This is a genomic window from Micromonospora sp. NPDC049203 (assembly GCF_043197215.1).
Classification (GTDB): Bacteria; Actinomycetota; Actinomycetes; order Mycobacteriales; family Micromonosporaceae; genus Micromonospora.
On the sequence record NZ_JBICSV010000004.1, the window covers coordinates 160,951 to 175,493 of the forward strand.

Below are 14,543 nucleotides of genomic sequence, written 5' to 3' on the forward strand. Positions count from 1 at the left end.
CGATCATGTCACGACTGCCTTTCCCGCAGGTTGGGCGGGCGGGTGGCCGGTGTCGATCGATCATGGACGACGGGGCAGAATGTCCGAATGAACGAGCTCGCGATCACCGTCATCGGCCGGGACCGGCCGGGCATCGTGGCCGACGTCGCGGAGGTCCTCGCCCGGCTGGGCGCGAACCTCACCGACTCGACGATGACCCGGCTGCGTGGACACTTCGCGATGACCCTGATCTGCGTTGGCCCGGCCGCCGCCGACGTCGAGGCCGCGCTGGCCCCGCTCGCCGCCGACGGTCACCTGCTGGCCACCGTACGCGCTGTCACGCCGGACGGCGGCAGCGAGCCCACGGGCGAGCCGTACGTGCTGGCGGTGCACGGCGCGGACCGGATGGGCATCGTCGCGGCGATGACCCGGGTGCTCACCGACGCGGGCGGGAACGTCACCGACCTGAGCACCCGGCTGACCGGCTCGCTCTACGTGGTGGTCGCCGAGGTCGAGTTGCCGCCCGGCGTGTCGGACGAGGTGGCCGGCCGGCTCACCCGGGTCGCCGCGGATCTGGGCGTGGGGGTCAGCCTCCGCCCGGCGGACACGGATCTGCTGTGACCGGGCCGGAGTACGCGGGCCTGGGCGGCTGGACCCCGGAGAAGCTCGGCGTCTCCGGTGCGGTACGCCCGGTGGTCACGGCCCCGGAGCCGGTGCTGAGCCAACCCGGCCCGGAGGTCGACCCGACGTCTGCCGAGGTGGTGCGCCTCGCCGCCGACCTGGTGGCCACGATGCGCGTCTCGCCCGGCTGTGTGGGCCTGGCGGCGCCGCAGGTGGGGGTGAGCGCGCAGGTGTTCGCGGTGGACGTGACGGGGCATCCGAAGGCGGTCACGGTGCACGGCACGTTCGTGCTCTGCAACGCCCGGGTGGTGGAGGCGTCCCGGTGGAAGGCCGGCCGGGAGGGCTGCATGTCGGTGCCGGACCTGACCGGCGATGTGAAGCGGGCCAGCCGCCTGGTGGTCGAGGGTGTGCTTCCGGGCAGCGGCGAGCCGGTCCGGCTGGTGACCGACGGCTTCGAGGCGCGTGCGCTCCAGCACGAGATCGACCACTGCGCGGGGCTGCTCTTCCTCGACCGGGTGGCCGGCGCGCACGCGATCTACCAGCGCAAGGTCTACCTCTGACGGTGATCGTCGCACTCCACTGTGGACGGCTGTCCGGGTGCCGCGGCGGGTTCCCGGCGCGTCGGACCGGCGAGCCGTGCGCCGCGCGGCTACGGTAGGCGCATCATGCGTCTGACGGTCGGCCCCCTGCCCCCTGCCGTGTACTGGCGGCGTCGTGCCGTCGTGCTCGGAGCAGGGCTGCTCTTCCTGATTGTCCTGCTCTATTCCTGCACCGGCACGGACCGCAACACCGGTGCGCCGGGTACGGACCCGTCCCCGAGCGGTTCCGCCGGCGCTCAGCCCGACCCGTCCGGTTCGGTGCTGACCCCGCAGTCGGGCGGCCCGTCACCGACGGCCGGCGACAGCGGCGGCGGCGCGAACACCGGCGGCGGCACCGGCGACGGTGGCGCGAGCAGCGGCGGCGCGAACACCGGCGGGGGCGTGAACAACGGGGGTGGCAACGGCAACGGCGGCGCCACCGGCCAGCCGGTCTCCGATGACGGCACCTGCACCGACTCCGAGTTGCTGGTGACGCCGGTGGCGGTGCCGCCCACCGCCCAGCGGGGCACTGTGGTCACGCTGCGCCTCAAGGTCAAGAACGTGTCGAACCGTACGTGCAGCCGGGACGTCGGCGCCGATCTCCAGGAGCTGTACCTGAAGTCGGGCGCGGAGAAGGTCTGGTCGTCGGACACCTGCGGCACCGGCAAGGGCTCGGACGTGCAGTCGTTCACGCCGAACTTCGAGCGCTCCTACGAGCTGGGCTGGAACGGCCGGCGGGACAACAGGTGCGCCAACGGGGTCGCGAGCGGTGAGTTCGCCGCGATCGGGGCGTACCAGCTGTTCGCCCGGGTCGGCACCAAGATCAGCGAGCCGGTGAAGCTGACCGTCACCGGCTGAGCGGTCGGTCAGACGTACCGTTCGAGGATGCTCGCCTCGGCGAGCCGGGACAGGCCCTCGCGGACGCCACGGGCGCGGGCGTCGCCCACACCCTCGACCGCCTGGAGGTCTTCCACTGTCGCGCCGAGCAGCCGCTGGAGGCTGCCGAAGTGCACCACCAGCCGGTCGACCACGGCGACCGGCAGCCGGGGCACCTTCGCCAGCAGGCGGAAACCGCGCGGGCTGACCGCCGCGTCGAGCGCGTCCGAGGCGGACGGGTAACCGATCGCCTTCGCCACCGCCACGAGGTCGATGAGTTCGGTGGCGCTGAGCAGGTCGAGCTCGACGAGCGCCTCGTCGAGCGTGCGCGACTTGCGGCCGGTCGGCAGGTAGTCGCGGATGACCAGGGTGCGGTCGGCGTCCACGCCGGCCATCAGCTCGTCGAGCTGAAGGGCCAGCAGGCGGCCGTCGGTGCCCAGTTCCACCACGTAACCGGCGATCTCGTCGGCGATCCGGCGGACCATCTCCAGCCGCTGCACCACCGCCACCGCGTCGCGGACGGTGACCAGATCCTCGATCTCCAGCGCGGAGAGCGTGCCGGAGACCTCGTCCAGCCGCAGCTTGTAGCGCTCCAGCGTGGCGAGCGCCTGGTTGGCACGGGACAGGATGGCCGCCGAGTCGTCCAGCACGTGCCGCTGGCCGTTGACGTAGAGGCTGATGATCCGCATCGACTGGCTGACCGAGATGACCGGGTAGCCGGTCTGCCGGGCCACCCGCTCGGCGGTGCGGTGCCGGGTGCCGGACTCCTCGGTGGGGATGGACGGGTCGGGCATCAGGTGCACGCCGGCCTGCACGATCCGGGTGCCGTCGCTGGAGAGCACCACCGCGCCGTCCATCTTGCACAACTCCCGGACCCGGGTGGCGGAGAACTCCACGTCCATCGGGAAGCCGCCGGTGCAGATCTGCTCGACCACCTTGTCGTAGCCGAGCACGATCAGCGCGCCGGTGCGGCCGCGCAGGATCCGCTCCAGGCCGTCGCGCAGGGCGGTCCCGGGCGCCATCAGGGCGAGATTGGCGCGCAGCGGATCGGCGCCGGCCCCGCCGCCGACGCTTCCGTTGACGCTCACGCTGATGGCACGAGCGGGGTTGCCGCTCACGGCGCCGGTACGGGCGTGCGGCGTCGCCGTTGCGGGCTTTGTGGCATCGCGGTCGATCGGCACGGGCACAGTCTACGGACTGCCATGCGGTGGGTGCTCTCGTGGTTACTGTGATGTGTCACGATGCCCGGCTCGGGCGGGTCGGTGCGGCCTGCGTGGCCTGCCCGGAAACGCCCGGCGGATCCCACCCGTGTCACTCCGCCGACGCGCGGGCGGCCGCCTGGAGGGCGGCTCGCACGTCGGTGACCTCGATCACCCGCATGTTCTCCGGCCCGGCGCCGCTGCTCTCCGGCCCGCAGCCGGGCGGCACGAGGGCCAGCCGGAAGCCGAGCCGGGCGGCCTCGGCCAGCCGGCGGGGGACCGCGCCGACGCGGCGGACCTCGCCGGTGAGGCCCACCTCGCCGATGGCCACCAGATGCGGGTTGAGCGCCAGGTTGAGCCCGCCGGACGCGACGGCGAGCGCCACGGCCAGGTCGGCCGCCGGCTCCACCACCCGGATGCCGCCGACGGTGGCGGCGAAGACCTCCCGGTCGTGCAGCGTGAGCCGCTCGGTGCGGCGCTGGAGAACCGCGAGGACCATGGCGAGCCGGGCGCTGTCGAGGCCGGAGACGGTGCGCCGGGGCGAGCCGGCGACAGTTGCCCCGATCAGCGCCTGCACCTCGGTCACCAGCGCCCGGCGCCCCTCCATCGCCACCGTCACGCAGGTGCCCGGCACCGGCTCGGAGTAACGGGTCAGGAACAGCCCGGACGGGTCGGCCAGGCTGCTGATGCCGCCCTCGTGCATCTCGAAGCAGCCCACCTCGTCGGCCGCGCCGAAGCGGTTCTTCACGCCGCGCACCATGCGCAGCGAGGAGTGCTTGTCGCCCTCGAAGTGCAGCACCACGTCGACCAGGTGCTCCAGCACCCGGGGACCGGCCACCTGGCCGTCCTTGGTGACGTGCCCGACCAGCACGGTGGCGATGCCGCGCTCCTTGGCCACCGCGACCAGCGCGGCGGTGACCGCGCGGACCTGGGTGACGCCGCCCGGCACGCCCTCGGTGCCGGTGGTCGAGATGGTCTGCACCGAGTCGAGCACCAGCAGCCCCGGCTTGACCGCGTCGAGGTGGCCGAGCACCGCCGACAGGTCGCTCTCGGCGGCCAGGTAGAGCTGGTCGTGCAGGGCGCCCATCCGCTCGGCGCGCAGCCGCACCTGGCTGACCGACTCCTCGCCGCTGACCACCAGCGACGGGCTGCCGGCACCGGCCGCCCACTGCTGGGCCACGTCGAGCAGCAGCGTCGACTTGCCCACGCCGGGCTCACCGGCGAGCAGCACCACAGCGCCGGGAACCAGCCCGCCGCCGAGCACCCGGTCGAGCTCGCTGACGCCGGTGGGGCGGGCCCGGGCGGGCGCGGCGCTGATCGTGGCGATCGGCCGGGCCGGCTCGGCCGGCATCCGTGAGCTGACCACCCGGCCGGAGACCATGGGGCCGGTGACCGTGCACTCGACCACCGAACCCCACTCGCCGCACTCGGGGCACCGGCCCACCCACTTCGGCGGCTGGTGGCCGCAGGCGTCGCACTCGTAGGCCGGGCGGGGGTCGCGGGTGGCGGCGCGACCGCGGCCGGCGCCGGCACGGGAGGGGGTCGATCGGGGCGAGGTCACCACCGGACGCTAACCGGCCCGTACGACGAAAGCCCACCCGAAACGGCGACACCGCCGGCGTGGCGCTGGCCACGGCGGCGGTGCCGACGGAAGGAGGGGGAGGTCAGTGGCCGCCCTCGGCGCCGCCGTCCTCACCGGCGTGCTCACGCGGGTTCACGATCTTCGACGGCGTGGCCTCCGCCGTCAGCGGGATGCCGATCGGGGCCGGGGTCTTGACGACCTTGCCGTCGCCGAAGTCGAAGGTCAGGTTGACCTGCTGGCCGACGAGCAGCTTCTCGTTCAGGCCGACGAGCTGGAGGAACCGCGGGTTGCCGGCGTTGAGCTGGGCGTAGCTGAGCGCCGGGATCTCGATCCGGGCCGGCTGACCGGCGGGCGCGGACTCGCTCTCGCTCGGCGACGGGCTGGCCGACGGCGACCCGGTCACCTCCAGCGACTGGCTCGGCGAGGCGCTCGGGTCGGACGCGGTCGGCGAGGTGGTCACCGGCTCGGTGGGCGAACCGGTCGGGGTGGCCGCGCCGCTCTCGCCCGCGCCGGAACCGGTGAGCACGATCTCCCGCGCGCTGTCGGTCGTGACCGTCACGGTCACCGGCTTCTCGCTGTCGTTGTAGATCACCACGTTGACCGGCGCGTTCGACCCGGCCTCGTAGCCCTTGGGGCCCGGGAACTGCACGTAGAGCCCGCGCACCTTGTAGAGGTTGTCGGAGGTCTGGACGTTGACGCCCTGTACCGACGGGATCTTGTTGGCGGTCTCGGAAATCTGCCCGGCGCCGCACCCGGACAGCAGCAGGCTCGCCGCCGCCGCCGTGCCGGCCAGCAGCAGGGCCGGCCCCCGGGAACCCCTGATCGAGCGCGTCACGTCGGTCCTCCTCGTCACGATCCCCGCCCGGTCGACCACCGGGCACGGGGTGGCCATACCCGCGCAGACCGCGCTCCAGGGTAGTTGGAGCTGATCGAGGCCCGCACGCGGACCCGGCAATACCACCTCGGAGGGACCTGCTCAGACCACCCGGCCGCTCGTCACCAGCAGCACCACATCGATGAGCGCCACCACCAGCACCGCCCGGAAGGCGGCCGCCGAGCGTCCGGGCGCGGAGCGTCCCGCGTACCAGCCGGCCGCCGGCACGGCGACGGCGGCGGCGACCGCCGACAGGCCGGTCCACGACGGCGGCCCGGGCGGGCCGAGGACCAGCGTGACGGTGGCCGCGAGCAGCAGCCCGGCGGCGGCCAGCCGGCTGCCCACCGGCCCGATCCGGTGCGGCAGCCCGCGCACCCCGGTCCGGGCGTCGTCGGCCAGGTCGGGCAGCACGTTGGCGAAGTGCGCGCCGGCGCCGAGCAGCGCGGCGGCGGCCACCAGCCAGACCGGGGGCGCCGGCGAGCCGGGCAGCGCGAGCACCACGAACGCGGGCAGCGCGCCGAACGAGACCGCGTAGGGCAGCACCGAAACCGGCGTCGACTTCAGCGGCCGGTTGTAGAGCAGCGCGGAGACCAGGCCCAGGGTGGCGCAGGCCGCCGCGGCCGGGCCGCCGGCCAGCGCCAGCAGGGGCACGGCGAGGGCGGCCACCGCGGTGGCGCGGGCCAGCGTCGGCCGGGCCACCGCGCCGGTGGTCACCGGTTTGTCGGTACGCCCCACCGCGGCGTCCCGGTCGGCGTCGATCAGGTCGTTGCTCCACCCGACCGCGAGCTGACTGGCCAGCACCGTCAGCCCCACCGCGACGACACCGGCCGCGGAGTGCCCGACACCGGCGGCGAGCAGCGCGGCGACCACGGTGACCGCCGCCGCCGGCTCCGGATGGCTCGCCCGGACGAGCCCTGACACCCGTGTCGACATACCGGAAGTCTGGTCGTTACCGGGCAGTCGTGCCACGCTCGACGCATGCCCGACGCGTCCCCGGTGTCCACTCCGTACCGGGTGCTGCCGCCGAACGACCCCCGGCAGTACGACGACCTGGCCGGCGAGTGGTGGCGGCCGGACGGAGCGTTCGCGATGCTGCACTGGCTGGCGCGGGCGCGCGCGGCACTCGTGCCTCCGGCGTCCACGCCGGACGATCCGCTCGTCGACCTGGGTTGCGGCGCCGGGCTGCTGGCGCCGCACCTGGCCGGGAAGGGCTACCACCACGTCGGGGTGGACCTGACCCGCTCCGCGCTCGACCAGGCCGCGAAGCACGGCGTGACCGTGATCCAGGGCGACGCGACGGCGGTGCCGCTGGCCGACGGCTGCGCCGCGGTGGTCTCCGCCGGGGAGGTGCTGGAGCACGTACCGGACTGGCGGCGGGCGGTCGCCGAGGCGTGCCGGCTGCTGCGACCCGGCGGCCTGCTGGTGCTGGACACGCTCAACGACACGCTGCTGGCCCGGCTGGTCGCGGTGGAGCTGGGCGAACGGCTGCCCACGGTGCCGCGCGGCATCCACGACCCGCGGCTGTTCGTCGACGCCCGCGCACTGGTCGCCGAGTGCGCCCGGCACGGCGTGTCGCTGACGGTGCGCGGGGTCCGCCCGGAGCTGGGCGGGACGCTCGCGTGGCTGCTGCGCCGCATGCGCGGCGGCGACCGTCCGGGCCGGACCGAACCGCGCATCGTGCCGACCCGGTCGACGGCGGTGCTGTACCAGGGCTGGGGGCGCCGGAGCGGGTAGCCGGGGCCGCCCGGGGTAAAGGACGCGAGAAGGGGGCGACATGACTGTGCACGCGCTGGAGGCGGCCCGCCGGTTGGCGCCGCGACTGGCCGCCCGCGCGGCCGGGCACGACCGGGACGGCTCGTTCCCCGTGGACGACTTCGCGGACCTGCGGGAAGCAGGGCTGTTCGGCCTGATGGTGCCCCCCGAGCTGGGCGGCGCGGGCGCGAGCTTCGCCGAGTACGCAGCTGTCGCCACCGAACTGGCCCGGGGCAACGGCGCGACCGCGCTGGTGTTCAACATGCACGCCTCGGTCACCGGGGCGCTGGGCGCGGTCACCGAGGAACTGGCCGAGGCGCTCGGCGTACCGGACGAGGCGCTGGCGGCGCGGGACCGGTTGCTGCGCGCGGCGGCCGACGGCGCCTGGTACGCGGTCGCGATGAGCGAACGCGGCGCCGGCGCCCGGTTGTCCCAGCTCAGCACCGTCTACGAGCCGGTCGAGGGTGGCTGGCACATCAAGGGCAGCAAGACGTTCTGCTCCGGGGCCGGCCACCCGGACGGCTACCTGGTGGCCGCCCGCAGCGCCGCCGACCAGTCGGTGGTGTCGCAGTTCCTGGTCCCGGCCGGGGACGGGATCACCGTCGAGCCCACCTGGGACTCGCTCGGCATGCGGGCCACCTCCTCGCACGACGTGCACCTGGACGTGACGGTCCCGGCCGACCGGCTGCTCGGCGGCGTCGAAGGGCTGGCCCTGGTCGTCGCCCAGCTCATGCCGCACTGGCTGGTGGCGAGCTACGCGGCGGTCTACGTCGGCGTGGCCCGGGCCACCGTCGACGCCGCGGCCGAGCACCTCAACGCGCGCAACCTGGCCGGCCTGCCCGCCGTGCGGGCCCGTCTGGGCCGGGCCGACGCGGCCACCGCCGCCGCCGAACTGGTGGTCACCGAGGCGGCCCGGCGGGTCGACGAGGCGCCCGGCGACGCCGAGACGAACCGCTGGGTGTGGCGGGCCAAGCTGCTCGCCGGCACCAACGCCGCCGACGTCGCGGCCTCCATGCTGGAGGCGGCGGGCACCTCGGCGACGCGGCGTGGGCATCCGCTGGAGCGGCTCTACCGGGACGCCCGCTGCGGTTCGCTGCATCCGGCCACGTCCGACGTGTGCGCCGACTGGCTCGGCATCGCCGCGCTGGGCGGCGACCCGGACCGCGACAGCACGCTCCCTCGTTGGTGAGCGCGAGGAGTGAGCCGGTTTTGCGAGCCCCGCAGTCGCTGACGAAAAGCGGCACGGTGACCAGAGTCGGTGCGAGTGAAGGGCGAGGGTGGGGACGTGGGCATACCGGTGATCGCGGGTCTGGGTACGGCACAACCGCCGGCGGCGGCGCAGGACGAGCTGTGGACGGGCTTCTTCGCGGGGCACTTCCAGGGGAACACCCGGGCACTGGCCGAGCGGATCTTCGCGAACTCCGGCGTGACCCGGCGGCAGGCGGCGGTCAACCCGCTGCTGGAGGACGTCTCGGAGTGGCCGACCGAGCGCCGGATGCGCCGCTACCAGGTGGAGGCGCTGCCGCTGGGCAAGGAGGCGGTCGGCCGGGCGCTCACCGCCGCCGGCCTGGACGCCGCCGACATCGGGCTGTTCATCGTCTGCTCCTGCACCGGGTACGCCACCCCGGGGCTGGACATCCTGCTCGCCCGGGACCTCGGCATGTCTCCCGCCACCCAGCGCATGTTCGTCGGGCACATGGGCTGCTACGCGGCCCTGCCCGGGCTGGGCGCGGCGAGCGACTTCGTCACCGCCCGGGGGCGGCCGGCGCTGCTGCTCTGCGCGGAGCTGACCAGCCTGCACATCCAGCCGCCGGGCGCCCGGGTGGACACCCAGCAGATCGTCTCCCACGCGCTGTTCTCGGACGCCGCGGTCGCCGCCGTGGTCGTCCCGGGCGGCCGGGGGTACGCGCTGCGCGAGGTCACCTCGGTCACCGACACCTCCACTGCCGACCACATGACCTGGGACGTCACCGACACCGGCTTCCGGATGGGGCTGTCGCCGAAGGTGCCGCAGGTCCTCTCCCGGCATGTCCGGACGCTGATCGACGACCTGCTGGCGCGGCACGGGTGCGAACGTTCCGACGTGGACGGCTGGGCGGTGCACCCGGGCGGTCCGCGGATCCTCAACGTGGTGGAGCGTGAGCTGGCTCTGCCGCCGGACGGGCTCGACGCGTCCCGGGGCACGCTCGCCGAACACGGCAACTGCTCCTCCCCGACGGTGCTGCTGATCCTGGACCGGCTGTGGCGCGCGGAGCCGTCCCCGCGCTGGGTGGTGATGCTCGCGTTCGGGCCGGGCCTGACGCTCTACGCGGTGTTGCTGGAACGGGTGGGCTGACGGCTCGCCCCGCCTCGGCCGCGCCGATACGCTGCCGTCATGGCCTCCGACGAGCGGGACGGGCGGGTACCGCTGGCCGTGCTGACCGCCCTGGCGTTGGCCGCCGGCGCGGCCTGGTGGCGGGCGGCGGCACCGGAGCCCGGTCCGGCCACCGCGGCACCGGCCGCGAGTGCCGAGGCGTTCTTCCGCACTGTGATGGTCGACCCGCCGACCGGCGTCGTCTGGCCGTCCCGCCCGGGAAGCGATCTGCCGCCGGGGGTGCGCCGTGGGGCGGTCACCGAGCCGGAGCGGTCGGTGGTGATGCGGGTGGAGGCGGACGGCACCGCGCGCGTTCTCAGGATGTCGCACGTGGTGTGGCGGGAGACGTCAAGCCTGACGCCGGACGGCCCACCCGTCGTACGGCAGGTGAACCCCTCGCGCGGCGACGACTACCGGCTGACTGTGAGCTGCTCGGGGGACGGTGTGGTCGCCGTCCGGCTCTCCGGCGCCGGGGACGGCGACGCGCGGCGGGTGCTCCGGTGCGGCGGGCGGCTGGAGCTGCCCGTGCTGGGCGGCACGGGCGCACCGGTGCTGGTGCGGTTCAGCGGTGTACGCGGCCGGGCCGAACTGGACGCCCGGCTCGAAGCGCTCTACTGAGCGCGGTCGGGCCGGTGGCTCAGCCGCCCAGCCGGGCGAGGTCGGCGCCGTAGGCCGACAACGGGCCCAGCTCCGGCACCACCCGCACCAGCGTGCCCTGCCGGTCCACGAGCAGCGCGGCGGCGGTGCCGGGGTGGGGCGACAGGTGCAGGTAGGAGCGCAGGCCGCCGGCCGGGTCGCCGAGCGGGCGTACTCCCGGGACGCTCGCGGGCCCGGCACTGCGGCCCTCGGTCACGGTGACCACGGTGACGCCGGGCGGGGCGGCGCGTGCCGCGGTGCCGACCTGCTCGGCGCAGGCGCAGGCGTCGACCAGGATGATCACGGCGGGCAGCAGGCTACGCAGCGGCACCGGCGTGTCGTCCGCGCCGACCAGGTCCAGCGCGGGCAGCGGGCCGACCGGCTGCGGCGCGGCGGTGGAGCGCGGGAGCACCGTCGGCGCACCGGACCGGGTGCCGGTACGCGGCCATGTGACGGCGGCCAGCCCGGCGAGCGTGACGAGCACCGACACGAGCAGGATCAGCACCGGCAGCCCGAGCCGGGCCGGAGTCGTACGCCGGCCGGAGCCCCGCCGCGCGCGGCGCAGCTCCCGGCGGACCTGCCGGGCCTCGTCGGCGAGCGCCGAGGCGTCGTCCGGGACGACCACCCGTCCCCACTCCGGGGGCAGGCCGGGCAGCCCGTCCGACGACCCCTGGCCGTCAGCGTCAGGCACGCCCATCGGACCCCCAGGAACGTCTCGGTGAGCGGACGTCACGTCCCTCACCAGCGTCCCGCAACGGCCGCCGTAACGCCACACCTGGGCGCGGATGGAGTTGCGGAGCTACCATGGAAGGAGCGCATAGCCCTAGATCCGGACGCTCCCGTCGCCCTTACCGGGTTGTCACGTGTTCCTCACGGAGCGTGTCGAAAGCATCGGTTTGACCGCCTGTCAAGCTGAAGAAATACCTCTCACAGGGCCCCTGAGCTGCGCCAACGATCAGGACAGCGGTGAGACATCGGTGCCTGAGCGTGTTACCCTAGACACAGCGAAAGGGGTTTCGAACCTATGGTTTTCAGTGTCGGCGAGACCGTTGTTTACCCCCACCACGGGGCCGCACTCATCGAGGCAATCGAGACTCGGGTCATCAAGGGCGAGCCCAGGGAATACCTCGTCCTGAGGGTCGCGCAGGGTGACCTGACGGTCCGGGTGCCCGCCGAGAACGCCGAGATCGTGGGTGTGCGCGAAGTGGTTGGCGAAGAGGGCCTGGGCAAGGTCTTCGACGTGCTCCGTGCACCGCACACCGAGGAGCCGACCAACTGGTCGCGGCGTTACAAGGCGAATCTGGAGAAGTTGGCCTCCGGTAACCCGCTGAAGGTGGCCGAGGTCGTCCGCGACCTGTGGCGCCGGGAGCGGGAGCGGGGCCTGTCGGCGGGCGAGAAGCGGATGCTCGCCAAGGCTCGTGACATCCTCGTCGGCGAGGTCGCGCTGGCGGAGAAGAGCACCAAGGACGAGGCCGAGACGCTGCTCGACAAGGTGCTGACCGAGGCCTGATCCACGCCTCTGCCTCTACCCACCCCGCAGCGAACGAATCCGAGGACCGCGACGTGACCGCGCAGCTCAATCCGCGCGGTGACGTCGCGGTCCTCGTTCCTGCGGCAGGTGCCGGCGTACGCCTCGGACCCGGCGCCCCCAAGGCACTCCGGTTGCTCGCCGGTGAGCCGCTACTGGTGCACGCGGTCCGCCGGATCGCCGCCGCGCCCTCGGTGCACACGATCGTGGTGGCCGCACCGGCGACCGAGGTCGAGGCGGTACGCGCGATGCTCGACCCCGTGGCCCCGGTGACAGTCGTATCCGGTGGCGCCGAACGCCAGGCGTCGGTGGCGGCGGCCCTCGCAGCAGTTCCCGCCGGCCCGGACATCGTCCTGGTGCACGACGCGGCCCGCGCGCTCACCCCGCCCCACCTGGTCGAGTCGGTGGCCGCGGCGGTCCGCGACGGGCACGACGCGGTGATCCCGGTGCTTGCGGTGGTCGACACGATCAAGGAGGTCGACGCGGCCGAGCGGGTGCTCGGCACTGTCGACAGGTCAGCGCTGCGGGCGGTGCAGACGCCGCAGGGCTTCCGTCGGTCGGTGCTGATCGCGGCCCACAGTTCGGCTGGTGACGCGCTCACCGACGACGCCGGGCTGGTCGAGAAGCAGGGGGGCACGGTGACCTGCGTACCCGGCTCCGAGCTGGCCCTGAAGATCACTCGCCCGTTCGACCTGGCCCTGGCCGAACACCTGCTTGCCACCGGCGCCTGACCGCCTCACAGGTCGGCGGTGGATCGAGCCCGGCGGAGGCGGTCTCGGACGACATGCCGCTGGCCTTGCGTGAAAGCGCTACCTCTGCCTCGGCCGTGGTGCGGGATCGGCGTCGGTAGCGTCAGATGGCCCGCCGACCCCGGCGCCGTGAGTCCGAACACCTGATAACGCCCCTCGGTCCACCCGTGCTTCCGGCTGACCTCGATGATGTCGGCGAGGAGTGCGTCGCGTGGTTCACCCGCCGCTCGGAGCCGGTTCACCTCACCGACCGTCCAATCGACGTTGTCGAGCCGGAAGAGGATCTTGGGCACCTCTGGAAGGCGCGTTGCGGGTAACGACCTCGACGTAGTGGAACGCCTCGAACGACGCGCCTGTGAGGGCGACGCTCCACTCGTACAACTCGCAGGCTTTGCTTTCGTCGCCACCGGCGGCAGCCAGATAGGGGTGGAACCTGCCGGGCGAGATCCAGTGGTGCACCGTGCGAGCATGGGGGTGATGCGTCACGGAACGGATGCTAAGCGTGACGATCGCGAGGGATCGCCCGCCGCGCCGACGGCAACGAAAGAGCCCCAGGCGCTTGCACGAGGCAGAGGCGACACTGGGGCGTACAACAACCAAAGCTAACCACAGCCCAGGCCGCCGTCAAGGCGCGACGCGTACCCTCTGGTCATGATCGTTCCTCGGGTGGCCGTCGGCACCGACGTGCACGCGTTCGCTGCCGGACGACCCTGCTGGGTCGCCGGCCTGCACTGGCCCGACCAGGACGGCCTGGCCGGCCACTCCGACGCCGACGTGGCGGCACACGCCGCCTGCAACGCCCTGCTCTCCGCCGCCGGCCTCGGCGACCTGGGCGCGAACTTCGGGGTGGACCAGCCGGAGTGGGCGGGCGCGTCGGGGGTGGCGCTGCTGACCGAGAGCGCGCGCCGGGTACGGGCGGCGGGCTTCCACATCGGCAACGTGTCGGTGCAGGTGGTGGGCAACCGCCCCAAGATCGGGCCGCGCCGGGAGGAGGCGCAGCGGGTGCTCTCCGAGGCGGTCGGCGCCCCGGTGACCGTCTCCGCCGCCACCACCGACGGGCTGGGCTTCACCGGGCGCGGGGAGGGGCTGGCCGGAATCGCTGTGGCCCTGGTCTACGAGGCGCCGGCCGACTGACGCGGTGACCGGGGACGCCGGTCACCGCGTCACCCGATCAGTCGACGTCGGTGCAGACGTTGTGGGTCGTGCCGTGGAGCATCGTGATCGTCTTGTCGTAGGTGGGGGAGAACTCCACCCGGAACTGGCCGTCGACGATCCACAGCCCCTTCGGCAGCGTGCCGGCGTTCTCCCGGAAGCCGAGCAGCACCGGCCCGGTCACGTACCAGGTCATCGAGCCGTCGGTGCGGTAGACGACGAGGGCGGTGCCGCTCGCGTCCGCCGTCGAGGTGGCGCCGGTCTCCAGGTTCGTCACCCGGTTGATCAGAGCGCCGGTGAACAACTCCCGCTTCGGGGCGCCGTCCGGGTAGGTCTCGATCGTCAGCTTCCGCACCTCGTCCACGATCGGCTCGACCCGTACGGCGAACTCGCACCGCGCGCCGGCGGGCATCTCGAACGGCGCCTGGGGTGCCGGCTCCCAGGCACCCGGGGCGGGATGCCGCTCCGGCGCGGCGGATGCCGACCCTGGTAGGGCCGCGACCACCGCCACCACGACGCTCGCCACCGCGATACTCATCCTGAACCGCATGTTCCACTCCATCCCTCGCTGGTCCGGGCGGCGAGCATCGCCGTGCCCGCTCACCACCGGCTCACCGTGTCGAGCGGCAGGCGTCGCGCGGGCGGACCCGGTCGGCCGGGTCCC

Annotated in this window: 16 protein-coding genes; 10 read left to right on the forward strand and 6 right to left on the reverse strand. The window is 73.8% G+C overall.

Annotation, left to right across the window (positions count from 1 at the left end; translation table 11 throughout):
* The first annotated feature begins 87 nt into the window (after positions 1-87).
* The 3 genes from ACGFIA_RS13180 to ACGFIA_RS13190 all read left to right on the forward strand — a co-directional run bounded on the left by ACGFIA_RS13180 (position 88) and on the right by ACGFIA_RS13190 (position 2,036).
* Positions 88-600: an ACT domain-containing protein gene (locus ACGFIA_RS13180; RefSeq protein WP_357385506.1), complete on the forward strand. Its 513-nt coding sequence runs from the start codon at positions 88-90 to the stop codon at positions 598-600.
* A complete protein-coding gene (locus ACGFIA_RS13185) occupies positions 597-1,160 on the forward strand; it encodes a peptide deformylase (protein WP_357385508.1) in 564 nt (187 codons plus the stop codon). Before ACGFIA_RS13180 ends, ACGFIA_RS13185 begins: the two co-directional genes overlap by 4 nt.
* A 105-nt stretch (positions 1,161-1,265) precedes the next feature.
* Positions 1,266-2,036, forward strand: coding sequence for a hypothetical protein (locus ACGFIA_RS13190; protein ID WP_357385510.1), 771 nt, complete (start codon positions 1,266-1,268; stop codon positions 2,034-2,036).
* An 8-nt stretch (positions 2,037-2,044) separates the two neighbouring features.
* On the opposite strand, the gene disA is transcribed toward ACGFIA_RS13190, so the two are convergent.
* From disA to ACGFIA_RS13210, 4 genes are all read right to left on the reverse strand, one after another.
* Complete coding sequence (gene disA, locus ACGFIA_RS13195; protein WP_349880028.1) at positions 2,045-3,235, reverse strand: DNA integrity scanning diadenylate cyclase DisA; 1,191 nt, start codon at positions 3,233-3,235, stop codon at positions 2,045-2,047.
* Between the two features lie 130 nt (positions 3,236-3,365).
* Positions 3,366-4,817: a DNA repair protein RadA gene (radA, locus tag ACGFIA_RS13200; RefSeq protein ID WP_393260005.1), complete on the reverse strand. Its 1,452-nt coding sequence runs from the start codon at positions 4,815-4,817 to the stop codon at positions 3,366-3,368.
* A 100-nt stretch (positions 4,818-4,917) separates the two neighbouring features.
* Complete coding sequence (locus ACGFIA_RS13205) at positions 4,918-5,670, reverse strand: hypothetical protein (protein WP_357385516.1); 753 nt, start codon at positions 5,668-5,670, stop codon at positions 4,918-4,920.
* 141 nt (positions 5,671-5,811) lie between these two features.
* Entirely contained in the window at positions 5,812-6,642 is an 831-nt protein-coding gene (locus ACGFIA_RS13210) for a UbiA family prenyltransferase (protein ID WP_357385518.1), read from the reverse strand.
* Between the two features lie 45 nt (positions 6,643-6,687).
* Here ACGFIA_RS13210 and ACGFIA_RS13215 point away from each other — a divergent pair, with 45 nt between their 5' ends.
* The 4 genes from ACGFIA_RS13215 to ACGFIA_RS13230 all read left to right on the forward strand — a co-directional run bounded on the left by ACGFIA_RS13215 (position 6,688) and on the right by ACGFIA_RS13230 (position 10,432).
* Positions 6,688-7,443 (forward strand): methyltransferase domain-containing protein, encoded by a 756-nt coding sequence (locus ACGFIA_RS13215; protein WP_357468864.1) that lies wholly within the window; start codon positions 6,688-6,690, stop codon positions 7,441-7,443.
* 40 nt (positions 7,444-7,483) lie between these two features.
* The gene (locus tag ACGFIA_RS13220) at positions 7,484-8,650 is read left to right on the forward strand and encodes an acyl-CoA dehydrogenase family protein (protein ID WP_393260009.1); all 1,167 of its coding nucleotides are present in this window, start codon (positions 7,484-7,486) and stop codon (positions 8,648-8,650) included.
* 96 nt (positions 8,651-8,746) lie between these two features.
* Positions 8,747-9,796 carry a type III polyketide synthase gene (locus tag ACGFIA_RS13225; protein WP_357468870.1) on the forward strand — a complete coding sequence of 350 codons (1,050 nt, stop codon included), beginning with the start codon at positions 8,747-8,749 and terminating at the stop codon, positions 9,794-9,796.
* Positions 9,797-9,835: 39 nt separating this feature from the next.
* Positions 9,836-10,432 carry a hypothetical protein gene (locus ACGFIA_RS13230; RefSeq protein WP_357385526.1) on the forward strand — a complete coding sequence of 199 codons (597 nt, stop codon included), beginning with the start codon at positions 9,836-9,838 and terminating at the stop codon, positions 10,430-10,432.
* 19 nt (positions 10,433-10,451) lie between these two features.
* Here ACGFIA_RS13230 and ACGFIA_RS13235 read toward each other — a convergent pair whose 3' ends face one another.
* Positions 10,452-11,147, reverse strand: a complete 696-nt coding sequence (locus ACGFIA_RS13235) for a hypothetical protein (protein WP_357385528.1) — start codon at positions 11,145-11,147, stop codon at positions 10,452-10,454.
* A 327-nt stretch (positions 11,148-11,474) separates the two neighbouring features.
* On the opposite strand from ACGFIA_RS13235, the gene ACGFIA_RS13240 reads away from it, so the two are divergent.
* From ACGFIA_RS13240 to ispF, 3 genes are all read left to right on the forward strand, one after another.
* Positions 11,475-11,960: a CarD family transcriptional regulator gene (locus ACGFIA_RS13240; RefSeq protein WP_013288937.1), complete on the forward strand. Its 486-nt coding sequence runs from the start codon at positions 11,475-11,477 to the stop codon at positions 11,958-11,960.
* Between the two features lie 53 nt (positions 11,961-12,013).
* On the forward strand, positions 12,014-12,709 hold the full coding sequence (gene ispD / locus ACGFIA_RS13245; protein WP_393260013.1) for a 2-C-methyl-D-erythritol 4-phosphate cytidylyltransferase: 696 nt from the start codon (positions 12,014-12,016) through the stop codon (positions 12,707-12,709).
* Positions 12,710-13,378: 669 nt separating this feature from the next.
* The gene (ispF, locus tag ACGFIA_RS13250) at positions 13,379-13,861 is read left to right on the forward strand and encodes a 2-C-methyl-D-erythritol 2,4-cyclodiphosphate synthase (RefSeq protein ID WP_357468882.1); all 483 of its coding nucleotides are present in this window, start codon (positions 13,379-13,381) and stop codon (positions 13,859-13,861) included.
* A 37-nt stretch (positions 13,862-13,898) separates the two neighbouring features.
* Here ispF and ACGFIA_RS13255 read toward each other — a convergent pair whose 3' ends face one another.
* Positions 13,899-14,429, reverse strand: coding sequence for a hypothetical protein (locus tag ACGFIA_RS13255; RefSeq protein ID WP_357385534.1), 531 nt, complete (start codon positions 14,427-14,429; stop codon positions 13,899-13,901).
* Between the last annotated feature and the right edge of the window lie 114 nt (positions 14,430-14,543).